Here is an 18,190-nt window from a genome sequence, read left to right on the forward strand (position 1 = left end):
TTCCTGGCGCCCGAATCGCCATGCGATTCGCTTGTGGGAGAGAGGCCGGGAGAGAGGGCGTTGTTTGTCTACGCATCAATCCTCGCGTACCAGCATCAACCCGGCGCGCAGTCCGACCCTGACATCCGGATTCGGAAACACGATGTATTCCTGCGCCTGCTGGACCCGATACACCGTCTCGCCGTCGCTGGCGATAATCTCCCCTTGCTGCATCGGCGTGAAATTGTGCGTGTTGCGATCGCATCCCATGCGAAAGTCGGCGTTGCGTTTGATGATTTCCTGCGCCACCTTGAACCGTTGCGGCAAGCGGGCCGCGGCCGATGCGCTCAAGACTTGCAGATCGGCACGCAACAGTGCCGCCAGCGCCGCTTGCGGCGGCGCCAGCAGGCTGGCGTCATTCTGGCCCAGCACGCCGATCTGCCCCAGCTCGACCGTGGCGCTGACCGTCGCGCACTCGCGCGCGCTGTATGAACTATAGGTGCTGGCCGATTGGGGACTGAACACCTCGGCCTCGACGCCGGCATGCGCCAGCCAGTGGGTTAGAGATAACGACAAGGGCAAGGTTTTTTTTCCTGCCTCGGCAGTCGATTCCGGCACGATCGCGAAGGTCGGATAGTGCGAAGGCCGGATCGCGGTGTGCAAATCCAGATGCCATTTTGTCGCGGCGGGCCGGGCAAAAAATGCTGCGGTCGCGTGCATGATGGCGTCGGCCCGCGCCGCCTCCGTGACCGATTGCAAGGCCCCGCGCTTAGCGCTGAACAGGCGGTTCAGATCGGCCTCGATAAAGCGCCGCTGCTGCGCGATGGCGTCCGGATTGCCGACCACTATCATCAAATCCACCGCCAGTTGCTGCGGCGCTGCGGCTAGTTCGTCCAGCAAGTGCGCCAGCATTTCAATCGGCCCGGTTTCATCGCCGTGGATGCCGACCGACAACAACAGCGACATCCGCGTGGCCTGCGCGGTCTGTGCTGTCTCGCAAACAATCTGCAGCATGCCCTGCCCCGGCTGGCTGACCGCGAAACCCACCGCAGAAAAAGCCTGCGCGATGGCGCTAAAATCCGCAGCCGCCAATGCGCGTACTGAATCGGGAATGGCTGGCGTGATTGCTGTCGGTACATTATTTTTCATGGGGGCTCCCGGATACGATCTGTCTAGTGTGCGCCAAGCCGCCGCGGGCTGCTTCCAGCTACGCGACATCAATTTATAGCAGTACGGCAGTTACCTGCAGCGATTTCAAGCGGCAAAGCCCGACGGCATGAAGAAATGCGCCGAACGCCTTAGAATGAGGCTCTGGCGACGCCTATTTTTTCCTGGGCGAAAAGTGGCGCCGGGCTCCGCGCATCACTCCACTTACATAAACAAATCAAAACACGCCAGCAGATGAACAACCCCACCGTCAAGAGCTACCTGCCCTGGGTTGTCGCCACCGCCTTGTTCATGGAACAACTCGATTCCACCATCGTCAATACCGCAGTGCCGGCGATGGCGGCGAGCCTGCATGTAACGCCGCTCAGCCTGAAGGCGGTGGTGACCAGTTATATCCTGGCCCTGGCAGTCTGCATCCCGATCAGCGGCTGGATGGCTGACCGGTTCGGCACCCGGCGCGTGTTCAGCACTGCGGTCGCGGTTTTCACGGCGTCCTCGATTCTGTGCGGTTTGGCGATCAATGTGCCGATGCTGGTGGCCGCGCGCATTTTGCAAGGCATCGGCGCGGCCATGATGATGCCGGTGGGACGGCTGGCGATTGTGCGCACTTTTCCCAAATCACAGCTGCTCACAGCCATGAACTTTGTCGTGATACCGGCGCTGATCGGGCCATTGCTCGGGCCTACGGTGGGCGGGCTGATCGTGCACTGGCTGTCGTGGCGCGAAATTTTCTTTGTCAATGTGCCGGTCGGCCTGGTGGCGCAATTCCTGATCCATCGCTACATGCCGGATTACCGCGGCGAGACGCCGCGCCCGCTGGACTGGATCGGGCTGGTGCTGTTCGGCAGCGGTACCGCGCTGCTTTCCTGGCTGCTGGAAATATTCGGCGAACATACGATCGATGTCACATCAGAAGCTATTTTGCTGCTGCTCGCCATCAGCCTGCTGGCGGCTTACGTCTGGCATGCGCGCCAGATGCCGTATCCGCTGCTGCGGCTGGAGTTGTTTCGGGTGCGCACCTTTCGGGTCTCGGTGATGGGCGGTTTTATCACGCGCCTCGGTTTGGGCGGGCTGCCGTTCCTGCTGCCGCTGCTGTATCAGCTCGGCCTGGGTTTGCCCGCCTGGCAATCGGGCTTGCTGATGATGCCGACCGCCGCTGCCGCAATGGGAATGAAGCTGATTTCGACCAAGGTGCTGGGGCGTTTCGGCTACCGTCAGGTGCTGATTGTGAATACGGTCCTGATCGGGTTCACTATTTGTCTGTTTTCGCTGGTCAATTCGGCCAGCCAGATTGCCCTGATCGTGCTGCTGGGACTGGCGCAAGGCCTGTTCAATTCGCTGCAGTTTTCCAGCATAAATTCAATGGCGTATGCCGACATCGACGGCTCCGACTCCAGCATGGCGAGCACCATTGCCAGTTCGCTGCAACAGATGTCGATGAGCTTCGGGCTGGCCTGCGGCTCGCTGATCACCGGCTGGTATCTGGGCGATTTGCCGCAGACCGACCAGCTGGCCGTGACCCGGGCGCTGCATTACGCGTTTCTGACCTTGGGCGGGCTGACGGTGTTGTCGTCGCTGACATTCTGGACGCTGCGTCCCGAAGATGGCGAAAGCATCAGCAGAGCGCATTTGATCGAGGTCGATTAAGTAGTGCAGGCCTTCGTGCCGGCACTACTGGATTGCAAAATTGAATTACTTCAACGCGCCAGACAGAAATTTTTGCAGGCGTGCGCTTTGCGGGTTGGATAGCACGGTGCGCGGATCGCCCTGCTCTTCGATCACGCCCTGATGCACGAAAATCACCTTGTTGGAAACGCTGCGGGCAAACTCCATCTCGTGCGTGACCACCATCATGGTGCGGCCTTCCTTGGCCAGATTCTGCATCACGCGCAACACTTCGACCACCAGTTCGGGGTCCAGCGCGGAAGTCGGCTCATCGAACAGCATCACGTCCGGCTCCATCGCCAGCGCGCGGGCAATCGCCACCCGCTGCTGCTGGCCGCCCGACAGATGCGCCGGATAAGAATCCTCGCGCCCTTCGACTCCGACCTTGGCCAGATAATGCCGGGCGCGTTCCATCGCCTCTTTTTTGGAGATTCCGAGCACGTACATCGGCGCTTCCATGATATTTTCCAGCACGGTCATGTGCGACCACAGGTTGAAATGCTGGAACACCATCGCCAGCTTGGAGCGCACCAGCTGCAATTGCCGGGCGTCGGGGCAATCGAGGTCGCCGTTTTTCTGGCGCACCAGCCTGAGCTCATTGCCGTTGACGATGATGCGGCCTTCGGTCGGCTTTTCGAGCAGATTGATGCAGCGCAAAAAAGTGCTTTTACCGGAACCCGAGGCACCGATGATGCTGATCACATCACCCTTGGACGCCTCGACCGAGATGCCCTTGAGGACTTCGTTCTGGCCGTAACACTTGTGGAGATTCTCAACAACTAACTGGGACATTCTGGTTCCTAAACTGATGTTGAAAAATACCTATTGGTGTATTTTTACACGAGTCAATCAAATCATGCGGGAATACCGGCATATTTGCACATACTCCCATATTTTTGCATATTGCTAAATATGCGCTGAGCGTACATACAATATCAGGGTCCGAGCAAATCACCACCGCTGCGCTTTTCAAACTTGCCGGCAATCTTGGCCAACTCCATGCCGCGCGTGGCATAGCGAAATATCACCCGCGAATACATCACGCCGTCAATCGGGCTGACCACTGTATATGCGCGCCCGGAGAGCGGATCGACGATGTCGCAAATCGCGTCGCCCGATGTCAGCAGGTCCCCGGGGCGGGCGAGATACGAAATTACGCCAGACTCGGCAGCATAAGCGGTCACCGAACCCGTCAACGGCGTCGGCACACAGACTGCCGCCGGCGCAGCCAAAGCCGCGTCTGCAGTCACATCCGAAATCCCGTCGACAATCATGCCGCTACTGCACAGATAATGGTAGATGCCCTGCGCATCGGCGCTGGCGAGCTGATGCGATACATCCTGCTCGCCGCGCAATTCGACCGTGCTGGCAAAACAGGGCTGCGGCACCGGAAACTGCGCGCCAAAATGCGCGCGCAAGCGCAACCACGGCTTGAACAGCATTTCATCGAAACAAGCGCCGCCAATCGCGTCCGCAATCAGGATCACGCGCGCGCCCAGATAACGGCCGAGCAACTCCGCCTCAGCAACATGATCCGACGACGCGTAGATATGCAGCACAGCTTCGCAATCGCAATGCAAGTCCAGCACGATATCGGCGTCGTGCGCCAGACGCATCAACGCGATGCGCATGCCGTCGAGCGGCGTGCGGCACTCTGCAGCGTCCAGCAATTGCCGCATGCCGGCGCGGATCAGCCGCATGTTGCGCTGCGCATCGTCGCTCAGGGAATCCGTCAGCAGTGCAATCAGCGGTTCCGACAAATCCGGAAAACTGCGATTGAAGTTGGTCCCGCTGGCGAAATCAAAGCGGCCCATCTGGTCGTGCATGAAGGTTTGCCCCAGGCCAATCGGGTTCGCCACCGGCACCACCACGATTTCGCATTGCAGGCGACCTTCGGCTTCGGCCTGCTCCAGCATAGGGCGCAAATGATGCAGTACCAGCATCCCGGGCAATTCATCGGCGTGCAGGCTGGCTTGCAGGTAAACCTTTTTGGCGCCCGGCTGTCCGTAATGGAAACTGCTCAGACTGTATTGGCAATTAGCGCTGCCGGTCGGCAGCGGGTGTTGATCGATGCGCATGATCCTAAAAACCTCAGTTGACCGCTAATCAGATTCGATAAGCGATTGATTAAATTGAGAATTGTGCCATTTAAGTCGCTCACCATTTTGGTGAGAGCGCTACGGGGCCGATTGCACATTTTTTCGGCTCCCTGGCGTTGTTGCTTCTCCTAGCAACATGAAGGTTGCTTCGTCGTCGCGCCTAGCCAGAGAGCCGCAAAAACGCACACTCGATCCCGTCCAACTAAGGTTTCTAGGATTATTTCACCTCTTGTGGACGTTGATGGGCCAGATAGCGCCATTCGGCATAACGGAAGCCGCGCACCAGGATATAGGTCAGCATCATGTACACCACCGCGGCCACCATGAAAGCTTCGAACGGCAGGTAATAGGTCGAATAGATGCGGCTGGCGGCACCGGTCAAGTCGAGCAGCGTAATCGTGCTGACCAGCGAGGTGGAGTGCAGCATCATGATGACTTCATTCGAGTAGGTCGGCAGACTAGTGCGCAGCGCGGCCGGCAAAATGATACGGCGCAGATTGGTCCAGTGGCTCATGCCGTAGGCATTGGCGGCCTCGATTTCGCCATACGGCAGACTGCGGATTGCACCGGCAAAAATTTCGGTGGTATACCCGACGGTATTGATGGTCAATGCGGCAACCGCACAAAACATCGGTTCCGACAGCGCAGCCCAGGCAAAACTGTCGCGCACCGCCTCGAACTGCGACAAGCCGTAATAAATCAAATACATCTGCAGCAATAACGGCGTGCCGCGCACCACATAAGTGAACGCCCAGATCGTCTTGCTGATCGCCTTGATGCGTGAATTACGCGCAACCGCCATCGGTATCGAGATCAGGAAACCGAGAAAAACGCAGGAGAATGTCAGTTTCACCGTCATCCAAAAACCACCGAGATACAGATAAAAAGTCTCCGGTGTCAGTATCGCCTCGAAATTCACACGTGACTCCCGTAACGCACGCCAGCCGAATACTTGCGCTCAACCCGCCGCAACAAGTACAGCGAGACCGACGTGATCAATAAATACAGCAGGCCGGCGAACAGCAGCCAGGTGAAAGGTTGGCGCGAACCGGCGCCGGCTTCCTTGGCTCGGTACATGACATCCTGCAAGCCGATGACCGAAACCAGGGCCGTTGCCTTGGACAATACCAGCCAGTTATTGGTGAACCCGGGCAGCGCGAAACGCACCATCTGCGGGAACAGGATGTGCGTATTGACCTTGAACGGGGTCATGCCGAAAGCGCGCCCGGCCTCGACCTGACCGCGCGGCACGGCCAGCAAAGCGCCCCGGAATGTTTCCATGAAATAGGCGCCATAGATGAAACCCAGCGTAATGACGCCAGCGGTAAATTGATTGAGTTGAAGCTGCATGTCCAGGCCCAGCCACTCCAGAAAATTGTTCATGGCGATCTGACCGCCGTAAAACAACATCAGCATCAACAGCAAATCCGGAATGCCGCGGATAACAACCGCATAGATACGCGTGAATTCGCGCAAAAAACGGTGTTCCGAGGTAGCCATCAGCGCGCCGACCAAGCCGATCAGTGTGGCAATAAGCAAAGAAAGTAGCGCAAGTTCAAGCGTTGTCGCAAAACCGCGCAAAATATGCCCGGTATATCCATGGAACATAAGTCATCCACTCTATAGGTGTCGAATTCAAAAACCCGATGCAGCCCGTGCCGGCAAATGACAAGTGGCAAGTGGCAGGCATCGGATTGCAGGGCGTTACAGCTTACTTGCCCGCTTACTTAGCTGCTTACTTAGCTGCTTGCTTGCCGTAGACATCGAAATCGAAGTATTTATCGGCAATCGTTTGGTAAGTGCCGTTGCTGCGGATAGCCTTGATGGCGACGTTGATCTGATCCCTGAGCTTGGTGTCCTGCTTGCGCAAGGCAGCGCCGGTGCCCGCGGTAAAGGTCGGATCATCCAGATCGGCGCCGACCAGGTCAAACGGCTTGCCTTCAGGCTTGTTGAGCAGCCCGGCCTTGACTTCGACGATATCGGAAACCAGCGCATCGAGACGCCCGGACGTCATGTCCAGATAGGAATCCTGGGTAGTGCCGTAGCCGACCACCGTGGCGCCGGCCTTGGCAAAGACCTTATTTGCGTAGGCTTCCTGGGTGGAGCCCTTGAGCACACCGATTTTTTTGCCTTTCAGCGATGCCGGCGAGCCATCGATGCCGCTGCCGCGTTTAGTGATCACGCGCGAAGGCGTGTTGTAGATTTTGTCGGAGAAGCTGACCGCTTTTTTGCGCTCGTCGGTCATCGACATCGAGGAAATGATCACGTCGTATTTCTTGGCCATCAATGAAGGAATGATGCCTTCCCATGATTGGTCGAAAAACACGCATTTCATTTTCATTTCAGCACACAAGGCGTTCGCGATGTCGACTTCGAAACCCACCAGCTTACCGTTCGGCGTCTTGTATTCGAACGGCTCGTAAGTCGGGTCCTGACCAACACGCAATTGCTTCATGTCGGCCGCCTGGACTTGAATCGATGCGGCGAATGTCAAGCCCGCGATGGCGAAAAGATGCTTCAGTTTCATTGGTGTCCCTCCTGATATGTGGATTATTCCAACTGCGTGCAGGGATGCATGCAGCCTTAACCTTGACGACGTCACGGATTGACGCAACCAAGGCTCCGATGCACCGTCTTCTTGAAATTGGGCTGGAAGCCTATTCAGCGGTGCTATTCAATTTAAATTATACGAAGCTCACCCCGGATAATCTTTTGAAATAGCGACAGAAAATTTCAAATTTATCGAAAGGAATTTTGTCGATTCAGGGCGCGAATTGTATTGCAAGATGGGGGGATTCACTCTGATGGGATAAAAATAATTTCAATAGTCTTACCGCACATCGCCTGCGAGCGAGTTGACCGGCGCAACATTCGTCATCTGCGCGGACAGCGAGCCGGTGATGCCTGTTCTGCATCCGGTTCGCTGCCAGGCAATCAAGTTCGCGGCTGCTTACTTGCCATACACATCAAAGTCGAAGTACTTATCGGCAATCTTCTTGTAAGTACCGTTGGCGCGAATCGCCTTGATGGCGACGTTGATCCGGTCCCTGAGCTTGGTGTCCTGCTTGCGCAAGGCGGCACCGGTGCCAACTTTGAAGGTCGGATCATCCAGATCGACACCGACTAGTTCAAACGGCTTGCCTTCCGGCTTGGTGAGTAGACCTGCCTTGACTTCGACGATATCGGCAACCAGTGCGTCGAGACGGCCGGATGCCATGTCCAGATAAGAATCCTGCGTATTGCCGTAGCCGACCACCGTGGCGCCTGCCTTGGCAAAGACTTTATTGGCGTAGGCTTCCTGAGTGGAGCCCTTGAGCACGCCGATTTTCTTGCCTTTCAGCGATGCCGGCGTGCCATTGATGCCGCTGCCGCGCTTGACGATCACGCGCGAAGGCGTGTTGTAGATTTTGTCAGAGAAAAGGACCGCTTTTTTGCGCTCGTCGGTCATAGACATCGAGGAAATGATCACGTCGTATTTCTTGGCCATCAATGAAGGAATGATGCCTTCCCAGGCTTGGTCGACAAACACACATTTCATTTTCATTTCAGCGCACAGGGCATTCGCGATGTCGACTTCAAAACCCACCAGCTTGCCATCCGGCGTCTTGTATTCGAACGGCTCGTAAGTCGGGTCCTGACCAACGCGCAATTCTTTCATGTCGGCCGCCTGCGCCGAGACCGCGAACGACAGGCCGATAATGGCGATGAGATGCTTAAGTTTCATTGATGCCTTCCTTGTAAGTGGACTATTTCAACTGCCGGCAAAATTGCATGCAGTTCTAACTTTGATTGCGCACTGGATTAATGCGCAATCAAACTTCCATAAATTTTTAAATTTGACAACCAAGCTGTTTAGCGGTCTTCGTACAAGCACTCCGACCGACAGCGAACAATACCAAATTTATGAACCGCATGAAAAGCAATATCCACCAGCAGGATGATCAGAGCATGAAATCGACTTGGTACAGCATGCCGCCCAAAATCTACCCCACGTAAAAAACATATTATTTACGCAAGCAGGCAAGCTGGACTTCGACACAGAATACACAATTGGTTTTTAAGTAATGTCTAGCAATCCAGCTTCTTTTGCCAGAACATGGCTTTCCCCATCTTGGGATCTAATTCATAGTTAGCGAAGCCGGAAGCTCTGTAGGCTGCTTGTGCGGGATGGTTTCCTTCGAGCACTTCCATTGTCAGTTTGCAACAACCGAGTTTGAGAGCGATGGCTTCGACTTGTTGAAGCATGCGCTTACATACGCCATGTTCTCGATGTTTCTGCGTGACAATAACGTCGTGAATATTCAGCAAGGGTTTGCAAGAAAATGTCGAAAACCCTTCAAAACACACAACCAGTCCGGCCGGTGCTCCATCCACAAAAGCAAGAATCACATGTGCTGTTTCTCTTCTGTGAAGCTCCGCCGCCAGGCTGGTTTTTACATGATTTGAAAGCGCATGGCCACCACCCATCGGGTCAAGAGAGTAATCGCTCATTAACGCAATGAGTGCGTCCGCGTGTTGCGGTAACGCGAGATTTGCTTCAACAACTTCAACCATGCTGGCATACCTTTTCTTTGTAAGCATAACGTTTAAGGTGAGGGACGAAGCGTCCCTCTCAAGCGCAATATTAGATTGCATTATGCGGCAACCGCATGTGAAGAAGCGCAACCAGATTTCCGTTCTTATCTTGCCGTTCCTCGACGACGTAAGACTGAAATCCCAGTTTCGGATAAAGCAGCAGGCCGGCAACGTTTTGATTGAAACATGACACTGTTATTTCTGCGGCCAGATGTCTTGACATGGCAAGGCCAATCATCTGTTCGATAAGATAGCGCCCCACACCACGCCCACGAACTACCGATGAAACGATGACGTTTCCGATAGAACAACAATTCAGCTTTGCTCTGCGGAAAACCGCAGATGACTGGAATATCGGCATTTTCAACGGGGCGATGCGTCAGTGGCATGTTCTCAAGCAATCCAACATAGGGGTAAGCGGCTGGCCGCCTGAAACAAGAACTCGCGGCGCTTACCGGCCCGTCTACTCGACCGCCATGTTAGCTCTCATAGCCAGTGTGAAATCTGCGGTCATTTTAATTTCTGAGGCTACATCCGAATTAGCGGGTGTCAGGTTTAGGGAACAGCGACAGACCGGTATCGGCCCTAATGCCCTTCGCATTTCTCACCAACGGTCTTTCAACGCTGCGCTAAACCGTCGCTGCATGGGAAACCGATATTCCCGCCAACCGCTTGAGCACGCGCGCAATAAACCAAGGCGGTTCCGCCTTCGGTACCAGGAAGGCAATTCCCGCTATTGCGTCCAACAATACTTTGGCCTGCATCAAGGTTTGACGCCGGGTCCATATTGGAGCCTTTATTTTTTCTGGGTGATGCAATAGCCTCTGCTCGCTTGCATATTTACAACATCCATAGGAGCAATAATGATGAATCGCAAATCAATCCTTGTCCTGAGCCTGCTGACAGCATCGATCGGAGCTGGAAACGTGCAGGCGGCGACGGCCACCACAACTTTCACGGTGGCAGCCACGGTGCTCGCCAGTTGCCTGGTTGCCGCCACGCCGCTGGTTTTCGGCAACTACGATCCGGCGGCCGGAACCGCGTTGGATGCCACTAACACGGTTACCGTGACCTGCACCACCGGCACCAGCTACAACGTCGGACTCGACAAGGGCGCTGGCACCGGCGCCGCGGTTGCCATCCGCAAGATGACCAGCGGCGCCAACCTCCTCAACTACACGCTTTACCAGGAACCAGGGCACACAACCATCTGGGGCAGCACAGTGCCAACAGACACGGTATCCGCTACGGCCGTAACGTTGCCGACGGTCCATACTGTGTACGGGCGAGTATTCGGTGGGCAGAACGTTCCGACCGGCGCCTACGCTGACACCATCAGCGTGATGCTGAGCTACTGAACGTCAGCGCGATGGGCACTTTTCTGCACACCGGCCTCGTTCTTCTGATCGGCCTGATCGCTACAACCGGAGCACGGGCCGGCGCGTTCCAGATCAATCCGGTGCGCATCACCCTGTCGGCGCAGACGCCGATCGCTGCGCTCGCGGTCCGCAACGAGAGTGCAGAGGCAAGCGTGATGCAGCTGAAGGTGATGTCCTGGTCGCAGGCGGCGGGCGAAGACAGTTACATTCCTACCCAGGAAGTGCTAGTCACGCCGCCGATTTTTACCGTTCCGCCCGGTGGCACCCAGATCGTCAGGGTGGGGATACTGCGGCAGCCGGATGAACGGCGCGAACTCGCCTATCGGCTGTTCCTGCAGGAAGTCCCGGTAGCAGCCGCGCAAGAAAATAAGGTCAGAGTGACATTACGCTTTGGCATTCCGGTTTTTGTCGCCCCCGACGGCAAGGCGGCCAAACCGTTGCTGGACTGGCGGGTAGTGGCAGCCCCGCACAGGACCTTGCGCATCGAAGCGATCAACCGTGGAGACGCCCATGTGCAGGTCTCTGGCTTTGCTCTCACCCCCGCCGCTGGCGGCGCGATCCTGGCCGAGCATCAAGAAATGGGATACCTGTTGCCGGAACAGGGTCGCCACTGGTTGATAACGGTCGATCAGGCGCAGCCGCCTGGAACCAGACTGAAGATTGTTGCACAAACGGATGTAGGCGAGATCCATGCCGAAGTGGCACTGGAGCCTTGATGGAAACCGCATCTGCGCGCTGTCCTGCATCCTTCTGGCGGGCACCGGCGCCGGCCTGGCTATGGCGGAAGGCGTGAAGCTGGAATTGACATCGACACTGAGTATCGGCAGTCCCGATAGTGCTGGAATCGGGAATACCGGCCTCTCGCCATCCTTCGAAAAGTCTCTGCTGGAAGTCCATCTGAATGGCCAGAATCTGCATCAGACGGCGCTGGTACTGGTGCGGCCCGACGGGCTGGTGTTGGCGCGCGTGGAGGATCTGGTGCGCTGGCGTCTGCGCACGCCCGACGCACCTGTGGAAGCCTACCAGAACGAGCCTTACATCCTTCTCAATACCCTCGGCTCGTTGATCTACCGGGTGGATGCCGCTACCCAGTCGCTACGGATCGACGCACAAGCGGAGAATTTGCTGTCGTCCGTGCTCGATGCGCGCACCGCGACCGTTGCGACCCCGCACATGCCATCGGCAGGCGGATTCCTCAACTATGACCTATCCGCCCAACGCTCTGAGAGAATCGGAACGGTCGGCGCGCTGCTCGATCTGGGAGTTTTCGCTGGCGGCGGAGTGGCCACAACACAGATGCTTAATCGAGATTTAAACGCGCGAGATTTAAACGCGCAAAATTTAAACGCACGAAATTTAAACACACGGGATTTAAACACACGGAATTTAAGCGCGAACGGTGGTTTCATCCGGCTGGAGAGCACCTTGACCATGGATCGGCCCGAGCAGCTGGCGAGCCTGCGTCTGGGCGACGCCATCAGCCGTGGTGGGGCGTGGGGCAGGCCGGTGCGCTTCGGTGGCATCCAGTGGGGCACCAATTTCGCCACTCAACCGGATTTCATCACCTTTCCGTTGCCTTCACTTTCCGGCTCGGCCGCCCTGCCCTCCACCGCGGAGGTATTCGTCAACAGCGTACGCACCTACCAACACGACATACAAGCGGGTCCTTTTTCCGTACGCGAGTTGCCAGTGATCACCGGGCAGGGTGAAGTACGGATGGTCGTGCGTGATCTGCTGGGGCGTGAGCAAGTCATCGTCCAGCCTTACTATGCCGCGCGCAGCCTGCTGCGCAGAGGCCTCGACGATTCCTCTTATGAGTTCGGCGCGGTGCGTGAAAACTTTGCTTCAGCCAGCAACGACTACGGGCAATGGCTGTTTGCCGGAACTCGGCGCCACGGGTTCACCGACCATTTCACGGCGGAGGTGCGTGGCGAACTGAGGCCCGGCCGCCAAGCCATCGGGCTGGCCGGAACCGTGCTGTTGCCCGGAGCGGGCGTGGTCGATGCGGCAATCGCGAGCAGCCACAATGACTTGGGCGGCGGCGGGTTGCTGGCGCTGGAGTTCGTTCGCCAAACACCGCGCTTAAGCTTCGGGCTGCGGACACAGATCGCAAGCAGGCATTTCGATCAGATCGGGCTCGCAGCAGGTACGCAAGCGCCATTACGGCAAACCACCGCACACGTCGGCTGGAACGATGCGCAGTTCGGGTCCTTCGGGTTCGGCTATATCCGGATGGACAACCGCGGCCAGCCCGACAACGAGCTGGTGAGCGCGAGCTACAGCCGGAATCTGGGGCGGGACTGGTCTTTGGGACTGTCCGCATTCAAAAGTCTGAAGGGCTCGCAGGATTACGCGGTCGGCCTGATGCTGACGCATGCGCTGGGCAAACGTACTACCGCGAGCATGAGTGCCAGTCGGCGCAACGGCTCCGAGTCGGCGCTGTTTCAAGTGCAGCAGAACTTGCCGGCGGGGACCGGCGTTGGCTACCGTGTGCTGGCGGGAGCCGAAGGCAGCGGACGCTTCGAAGGCGCCTTGAACCTGCAAAACGATTACGGCACCTACGCACTGGAGAGCGCCCGATTCCACCAAGTAGATGCCTACCGCGCCTCCGCCAGCGGCGGGCTGGCGGTGCTCGGCGGCCGAACCTTTCTGGCGCGCCACCTGGGCGACAGTTTCGCCGTGGTGCGCGTGCCCGGCTACCCCGGCGTCCAGGTGTATGCCGAGAACCAGCCGGTTGCGCGCACTGATAGTTCCGGTGCCGCGCTCGTCCCCGGACTGAGCCCCTACCAGAAGAACCGGCTTGGCATCGAGCAGGGGAGCCTGCCGCTCGATGCACGGATCGGCGCTTTGGAGGTCAATGCCGTGCCCTATTACCGCAGCGGGTACGATGTCGAGTTCCCGGTTGGAAAAGCAAACGGCGCTCTGCTGCGCATCGTCACTGCGGATGGCAGACCCGTGCCCGCGGGCGCTCAGATGCGCATCGCCGGACGCGAAGAAGCCTTTCCAGTTGCACTCGACGGGCAAGTCTACATTTCGGGGTTGACGCGGCACAACCGCGTCGGGGTAACTTGGGGTGACGCACGCTGCGAGTTCCAGATCCCTTATCCGGAGACGGATGCACCGCTGCCCGATCTGGGCAACTTCCTGTGCCGGGGAATCGCGCCGTGACGATAGTTTGGCTTCAGACACGCCCAAAGCGCCCCGCCACTTGGCTGCTGCACCTGTGCGCGCTGGCACTCGCGTTGCTACCGATCACCACGCATTCCCTTACATGTGTCGTCACAACAAGCGGCGTGGCGTTTGGCGGCTACAACTTCAACCATCCGGCTCCCACCGATACTACGGGGAACATCCAGGTAAGTTGCTCGTCGCTGACCAGCCTGTCTGTCAGCTACAATATTCTGTTTAGCTCCGGTGGCAGCGGCAGCTATGCACCACGAAGAATGACCAGCGGCGCGAACCAGTTGCAATACAACCTGTATACCAATGCCGGGCATAGTGCCGTTTGGGGCGACGGCACTGCGGGCACGTCAATCGTCAGCGACGGCTATGCGCTGGGTTTACTGTCCATGGTGCGCAACTACCCGGTCTATGGCATGCTGCCGGCCGGCCAGAACATGCTGGTGGGTGCCTACGAGGACACCATCATGGTGACGCTGAACTACTGATTAACCCTCAACTGTGTGGTGACTCCAGCAGTCATTGAAATGTTCATTCGAACGTCTGCGGTTGCGCCGTTATGGAAAGCGTTCCATAACGGCGCAACCGCACCAGCGCAGATCAAAAACGCCGGAAACAAGAACGAACCCATTAGTTGCCCTGTCGCCTTGTTCCCAGTAGGTACTCCTTAAGTCCCTACGGGGCGGGCTGGGCGGAGGCTACTCTAGCGATGATTATGCGAGCCGCATGATTCGGCGATCTCGCTTTATGGCGCAGGCATTGGGAGAAAGCGGGCGTCTGGTTTTGGCCGACTTCAGCATTGCCGCATAGCATTATTGATCCACACCAATTCTTAAATTACGGGCGAAACCGGGGCTGATTCAGTAGTACGCGCAGAGCCGTCAAGCGTATTATCAACTGGCATCATCCATTGCCCCCGAAAGATACGAAAGACTTCGCAAGCAATGTATTTATTAAAAATAGTAGGGTATGTATAACTATTTTCATGGCATTATCCGCATATATTTATTGGCCATATAAAATATACTCCAAATAATACTGGCAGACATCAGCAATTGTATGGCTTGGCGTCAGACGAGAGATGCAGGGCTTTTTCGCACTGTCAAAATATGCGCAACCGAACACTTTCCAATCTTCACCTATTATGCTGCCGCAACAATTCACATTATTCAAAAAATTTCTGCACCGTCGTTTCTCCACTGAGGGATATCTCGGGCTGCATTTGACGATTGGCGTCTTTTGGTTGATCGCCGCAAGCTGTGTGTTCGCCAGCATCGCGCAAAATGTGGTCACAGCCAATACATCCAATACGATCACGCTGATGGATGCGCAACTCGCCCATTGGCTGCATTCTCATGCAACACCGTGGTTGACGCGCTGCATGCTGGTTGTCACCAATTTGCATGGCACGATAGCGATTACTTTTTATGTTGTATTGATGGGACTATTTCTGGCCCGAAAAAAGGATTGGTACTGGCTGGTGACGCTGCTTGTTACCGTGCCGGGCGGCATGCTTTTGAATGTTTTCATGAAGCAGGTGTTTCAGCGGGCGCGGCCGGTCTTCGATCAACCGCTGCTCACGCTGTCCACTTACAGCTTTCCAAGCGGGCATACCGCGTCCACCACCCTGCTTTACGGCGTGCTGGCGGCGTATCTGATCGGCCATTCGAAGCCGTGGCGCTGGCGCATTGCCGCCGCCATGGTGGCGGTGGCGGCAATGATGGTGGCCTTGGTCGGCTTGAGCCGCATGTATCTGGGCGTGCATTATCTGAGCGATGTGCTGGCCGCCACCGTCGAAGGCGTTGCCTGGCTTGCACTCTGCCTGACCGTGGCCACCAGCTGGCGCAAGCGTCGCGTAGAGTCTTCCCGCGCCGGCAACGCTGGCAACTCTGATGAATAACATCACGGTCATCATCAACGCCGCAGCCGGCAACGGCCATACAAGCGAATGGGCGGATACGCTCGCGGCAAAATTTCGCGCCTGCGGACTCGAAGCGCACATCACGCTCGCCAAAAGTGGGGACGAAATTGCAGCGACGGTGCAACGTGCGGTAGCCGCCGGCGCACCGATTGTCGTTGCCGGCGGCGGCGACGGCACCATCAATGCGGTGGCCTCCATGTTGGTCGGCACCGGCAGTGCGCTGGGCGTACTGGCGCTTGGCACCTTGAACCACTTCGCCAAGGATCTCGGCATTCCGCTGGAACTGGACGAAGCAATACGGCACATCGCCGCCGGCCACACAATCCTGGTCGATACCGGGGAAGTCAACGGCAAGGTTTTTCTAAATAATTCAAGCCTGGGTCTCTATCCCGACATCGTCAGGGAACGGGAAAAACAGCAACAGCGCCTTGGCAGGGGCAAATGGCTGGCTTTTTGCTGGGCATGCGTGATGGCGCTGCGCCGCTTTCCGTTTTTACATGTGCGCCTGAGCATGGATGGAGAACAGCATCTGCGCCGCACCGCATTCGTTTTTATCGGCAACAATGAATATCTAATGGAAGGATTCAACATCGGCGCGCGTGCATGTCTGAATGCCGGGCAATTAAGCCTGTATGTCAGCCACCGTACCGGGCGATTTGGCATACTGCGGCTGGCGGTTAGCGCGCTACTCGGACGCATACGACAGGAGAAAGATTTTGACGTGGTGTGTACCAAGGAAATCCTGATTGAAACGCATCACAGGCATCTGCGGGTGGCGACCGATGGCGAAGTCAATGTCATGGAGACGCCGTTGCAGTATCGTATCCGGCCGGCAGCCTTGCGCGTATTGGTGCCGCGCAGCGCCGATAACGCTGTCGATGCTGCTGTCAAGTAACTCTCCATGCGCACACTTGTCCACTTGTCGGATCTGCATTTTGGCCGTATCGATGCCAGGCTGATTCTTCCGCTCACCGATTTAATCAAAGGCATCGATCCTGACCTGCTGGTGGTTTCCGGTGACCTGACCCAGCGCGCCCGCAGCACGCAATTCAAACAAGCGCGGCAGTTTCTCGACACCCTTCCGACGCCGCAAATCATCGTGCCGGGAAACCACGACATACCGCTGCATAACCTGTTCAACCGCTTCCTGCGCCCGCTCGACAAATACCGACGCTATATCTGCGCTGATGTCGAACCGGTTTATATCGACGATGAAATCGCCGTCATCGGCATCAATACTGCACGCTCCCTGACATTCAAGAATGGCCATATCAATCAGCAACAGATTGCACGCCTTCGCGCCCATCTTTTACCGCTGGATCAGCATCGCATCAAGATTATCGTGACGCATCATCCGTTTGATTTACCTGCGCAAATCGGTGCAAAAAATCTGGTGGGCGGGGCAGAAATAGCCATGCAAAGTTTTGCCGAATGCGGTGCCGACTTGTTGCTGGCCGGTCACCTGCATGCCAGTCATGCAGGCAGCACCGCAGAGCGCTATCCGATCAACGACTATGCCGCACTGGTGGTGCAGGCAGGCACCGCAACCTCAACCCGCGGCCGCGGCGAAACCAATTCATTCAACGTGGTGCGCATCGATGCGCCACAGGTGGCAATCGAGCGCTTCGGGTGGGATCAGCAGCGGGGCAATTTCGTGCGGATTGCAAGCGCCACATTCCGGCGTCATGGCGCTGGCTGGTTGCAAGTCGAAAGCGCCGAAAGCCGCGCGCCGCGATGATCTGTTAGCAAAAATTCCGCTTTCTTTCATTACATGATTAAGCCTGTTTTATCGCGCCTGGCTCCATGTAAATCAGTTCCCAAATATGACTGTCCAAATCCTGAAAGCCGTGTCCATACATGAACCCGTGATCTTGCGGTTCATTGTAAGTTGTGCCGCCGGCGGCGACTGCCTTGCGCACCATTGCATCGACATTTTCCCGACTTTCAGAAGACAAACACACCAGCACTTCTGTATATTTTTTTGCGTCGCAAATTTCTTTTGGCGTGAAAGTCTTGAACTTTTCTTCGGTTAGCAACATGACGAAGATATCTTCGCTCACGATCATGCAAGTGGCGGTCTCATCCGTAAATTGCGGATTAAAACTGAAGCCAAGTTGTGTGAAGAACGCCACAGATTCGTTGAGATTTCTTACTGGCAGATTCACAAATATCTTGGTGCTCATACATCCTCCATTCAAGGCACATTGAACGATGCCGGAGTGTAG

The 18,190-nt window shown here is 56.7% G+C and carries 19 protein-coding genes; 9 read left to right on the forward strand and 10 right to left on the reverse strand.

The window, feature by feature from the left end; genetic code table 11:
- Nucleotides 1-75: 75 nt before the first annotated feature.
- Nucleotides 76-1,128, reverse strand: a complete 1,053-nt coding sequence (locus KGFNPO_RS14360; RefSeq protein ID WP_472631914.1) for a succinylglutamate desuccinylase — start codon at nucleotides 1,126-1,128, stop codon at nucleotides 76-78.
- A gap of 252 nt (nucleotides 1,129-1,380) precedes the next feature.
- Between KGFNPO_RS14360 and KGFNPO_RS14365 the strand changes: the two genes are divergently transcribed.
- Entirely contained in the window at nucleotides 1,381-2,793 is a 1,413-nt protein-coding gene (locus KGFNPO_RS14365) for a DHA2 family efflux MFS transporter permease subunit (protein WP_472631915.1), read from the forward strand.
- A gap of 45 nt (nucleotides 2,794-2,838) precedes the next feature.
- On the opposite strand, the gene KGFNPO_RS14370 is transcribed toward KGFNPO_RS14365, so the two are convergent.
- The 8 genes from KGFNPO_RS14370 to KGFNPO_RS14405 all read right to left on the reverse strand — a co-directional run bounded on the left by KGFNPO_RS14370 (nucleotide 2,839) and on the right by KGFNPO_RS14405 (nucleotide 9,846).
- Nucleotides 2,839-3,603, reverse strand: a complete 765-nt coding sequence (locus tag KGFNPO_RS14370) for an ABC transporter ATP-binding protein (RefSeq protein ID WP_472631916.1) — start codon at nucleotides 3,601-3,603, stop codon at nucleotides 2,839-2,841.
- A gap of 143 nt (nucleotides 3,604-3,746) precedes the next feature.
- Complete coding sequence (locus KGFNPO_RS14375) at nucleotides 3,747-4,889, reverse strand: succinylglutamate desuccinylase/aspartoacylase family protein (RefSeq protein WP_472631917.1); 1,143 nt, start codon at nucleotides 4,887-4,889, stop codon at nucleotides 3,747-3,749.
- Between the two features lie 238 nt (nucleotides 4,890-5,127).
- Complete coding sequence (locus tag KGFNPO_RS14380) at nucleotides 5,128-5,829, reverse strand: ABC transporter permease (protein ID WP_472613632.1); 702 nt, start codon at nucleotides 5,827-5,829, stop codon at nucleotides 5,128-5,130.
- A complete protein-coding gene (locus tag KGFNPO_RS14385) occupies nucleotides 5,826-6,518 on the reverse strand; it encodes an ABC transporter permease (protein ID WP_472631918.1) in 693 nt (230 codons plus the stop codon). Before KGFNPO_RS14385 ends, KGFNPO_RS14380 begins: the two co-directional genes overlap by 4 nt.
- A 127-nt stretch (nucleotides 6,519-6,645) precedes the next feature.
- On the reverse strand, nucleotides 6,646-7,437 hold the full coding sequence (locus tag KGFNPO_RS14390) for an ABC transporter substrate-binding protein (protein WP_472631919.1): 792 nt from the start codon (nucleotides 7,435-7,437) through the stop codon (nucleotides 6,646-6,648).
- A 423-nt stretch (nucleotides 7,438-7,860) separates the two neighbouring features.
- Nucleotides 7,861-8,634 carry an ABC transporter substrate-binding protein gene (locus KGFNPO_RS14395; RefSeq protein ID WP_472631920.1) on the reverse strand — a complete coding sequence of 258 codons (774 nt, stop codon included), beginning with the start codon at nucleotides 8,632-8,634 and terminating at the stop codon, nucleotides 7,861-7,863.
- A gap of 344 nt (nucleotides 8,635-8,978) precedes the next feature.
- Nucleotides 8,979-9,464, reverse strand: a complete 486-nt coding sequence (locus KGFNPO_RS14400; RefSeq protein ID WP_472634495.1) for a GNAT family N-acetyltransferase — start codon at nucleotides 9,462-9,464, stop codon at nucleotides 8,979-8,981.
- Between the two features lie 70 nt (nucleotides 9,465-9,534).
- Nucleotides 9,535-9,846 carry a GNAT family N-acetyltransferase gene (locus KGFNPO_RS14405; RefSeq protein WP_472631921.1) on the reverse strand — a complete coding sequence of 104 codons (312 nt, stop codon included), beginning with the start codon at nucleotides 9,844-9,846 and terminating at the stop codon, nucleotides 9,535-9,537.
- On the opposite strand from KGFNPO_RS14405, the gene KGFNPO_RS14410 reads away from it, so the two are divergent.
- The 8 genes from KGFNPO_RS14410 (at nucleotide 9,776) to KGFNPO_RS14445 (ending at nucleotide 17,703) form a co-directional block, all read left to right on the forward strand.
- Nucleotides 9,776-10,306: a hypothetical protein gene (locus tag KGFNPO_RS14410; RefSeq protein WP_472634551.1), complete on the forward strand. Its 531-nt coding sequence runs from the start codon at nucleotides 9,776-9,778 to the stop codon at nucleotides 10,304-10,306. The two genes, KGFNPO_RS14405 and KGFNPO_RS14410, sit on opposite strands and share 71 nt — an antisense overlap.
- A 42-nt stretch (nucleotides 10,307-10,348) precedes the next feature.
- Nucleotides 10,349-10,843: a Csu type fimbrial protein gene (locus tag KGFNPO_RS14415; protein WP_472631922.1), complete on the forward strand. Its 495-nt coding sequence runs from the start codon at nucleotides 10,349-10,351 to the stop codon at nucleotides 10,841-10,843.
- An 11-nt stretch (nucleotides 10,844-10,854) separates the two neighbouring features.
- On the forward strand, nucleotides 10,855-11,580 hold the full coding sequence (locus KGFNPO_RS14420) for a fimbrial biogenesis chaperone (protein WP_472631923.1): 726 nt from the start codon (nucleotides 10,855-10,857) through the stop codon (nucleotides 11,578-11,580).
- Nucleotides 11,555-14,032, forward strand: a complete 2,478-nt coding sequence (locus KGFNPO_RS14425; protein WP_472631924.1) for a fimbria/pilus outer membrane usher protein — start codon at nucleotides 11,555-11,557, stop codon at nucleotides 14,030-14,032. The genes KGFNPO_RS14420 and KGFNPO_RS14425 overlap by 26 nt, the downstream gene beginning before the upstream one ends.
- Nucleotides 14,029-14,532, forward strand: a complete 504-nt coding sequence (locus tag KGFNPO_RS14430; protein WP_472631925.1) for a Csu type fimbrial protein — start codon at nucleotides 14,029-14,031, stop codon at nucleotides 14,530-14,532. Before KGFNPO_RS14425 ends, KGFNPO_RS14430 begins: the two co-directional genes overlap by 4 nt.
- Nucleotides 14,533-15,188: 656 nt before the next feature.
- Nucleotides 15,189-15,944, forward strand: coding sequence for a phosphatase PAP2 family protein (locus KGFNPO_RS14435; protein ID WP_472631926.1), 756 nt, complete (start codon nucleotides 15,189-15,191; stop codon nucleotides 15,942-15,944).
- Nucleotides 15,937-16,860, forward strand: a complete 924-nt coding sequence (locus KGFNPO_RS14440; RefSeq protein WP_472631927.1) for a diacylglycerol/lipid kinase family protein — start codon at nucleotides 15,937-15,939, stop codon at nucleotides 16,858-16,860. Before KGFNPO_RS14435 ends, KGFNPO_RS14440 begins: the two co-directional genes overlap by 8 nt.
- A 6-nt stretch (nucleotides 16,861-16,866) precedes the next feature.
- On the forward strand, nucleotides 16,867-17,703 hold the full coding sequence (locus KGFNPO_RS14445; protein WP_472631928.1) for a metallophosphoesterase family protein: 837 nt from the start codon (nucleotides 16,867-16,869) through the stop codon (nucleotides 17,701-17,703).
- A gap of 37 nt (nucleotides 17,704-17,740) precedes the next feature.
- Here KGFNPO_RS14445 and KGFNPO_RS14450 read toward each other — a convergent pair whose 3' ends face one another.
- The gene (locus tag KGFNPO_RS14450; RefSeq protein WP_472631929.1) at nucleotides 17,741-18,148 is read right to left on the reverse strand and encodes a VOC family protein; all 408 of its coding nucleotides are present in this window, start codon (nucleotides 18,146-18,148) and stop codon (nucleotides 17,741-17,743) included.
- Nucleotides 18,149-18,190: the final 42 nt, after the last annotated feature.

It is taken from the genome of Gelidimonas diazotrophica (genome assembly GCF_055694025.1).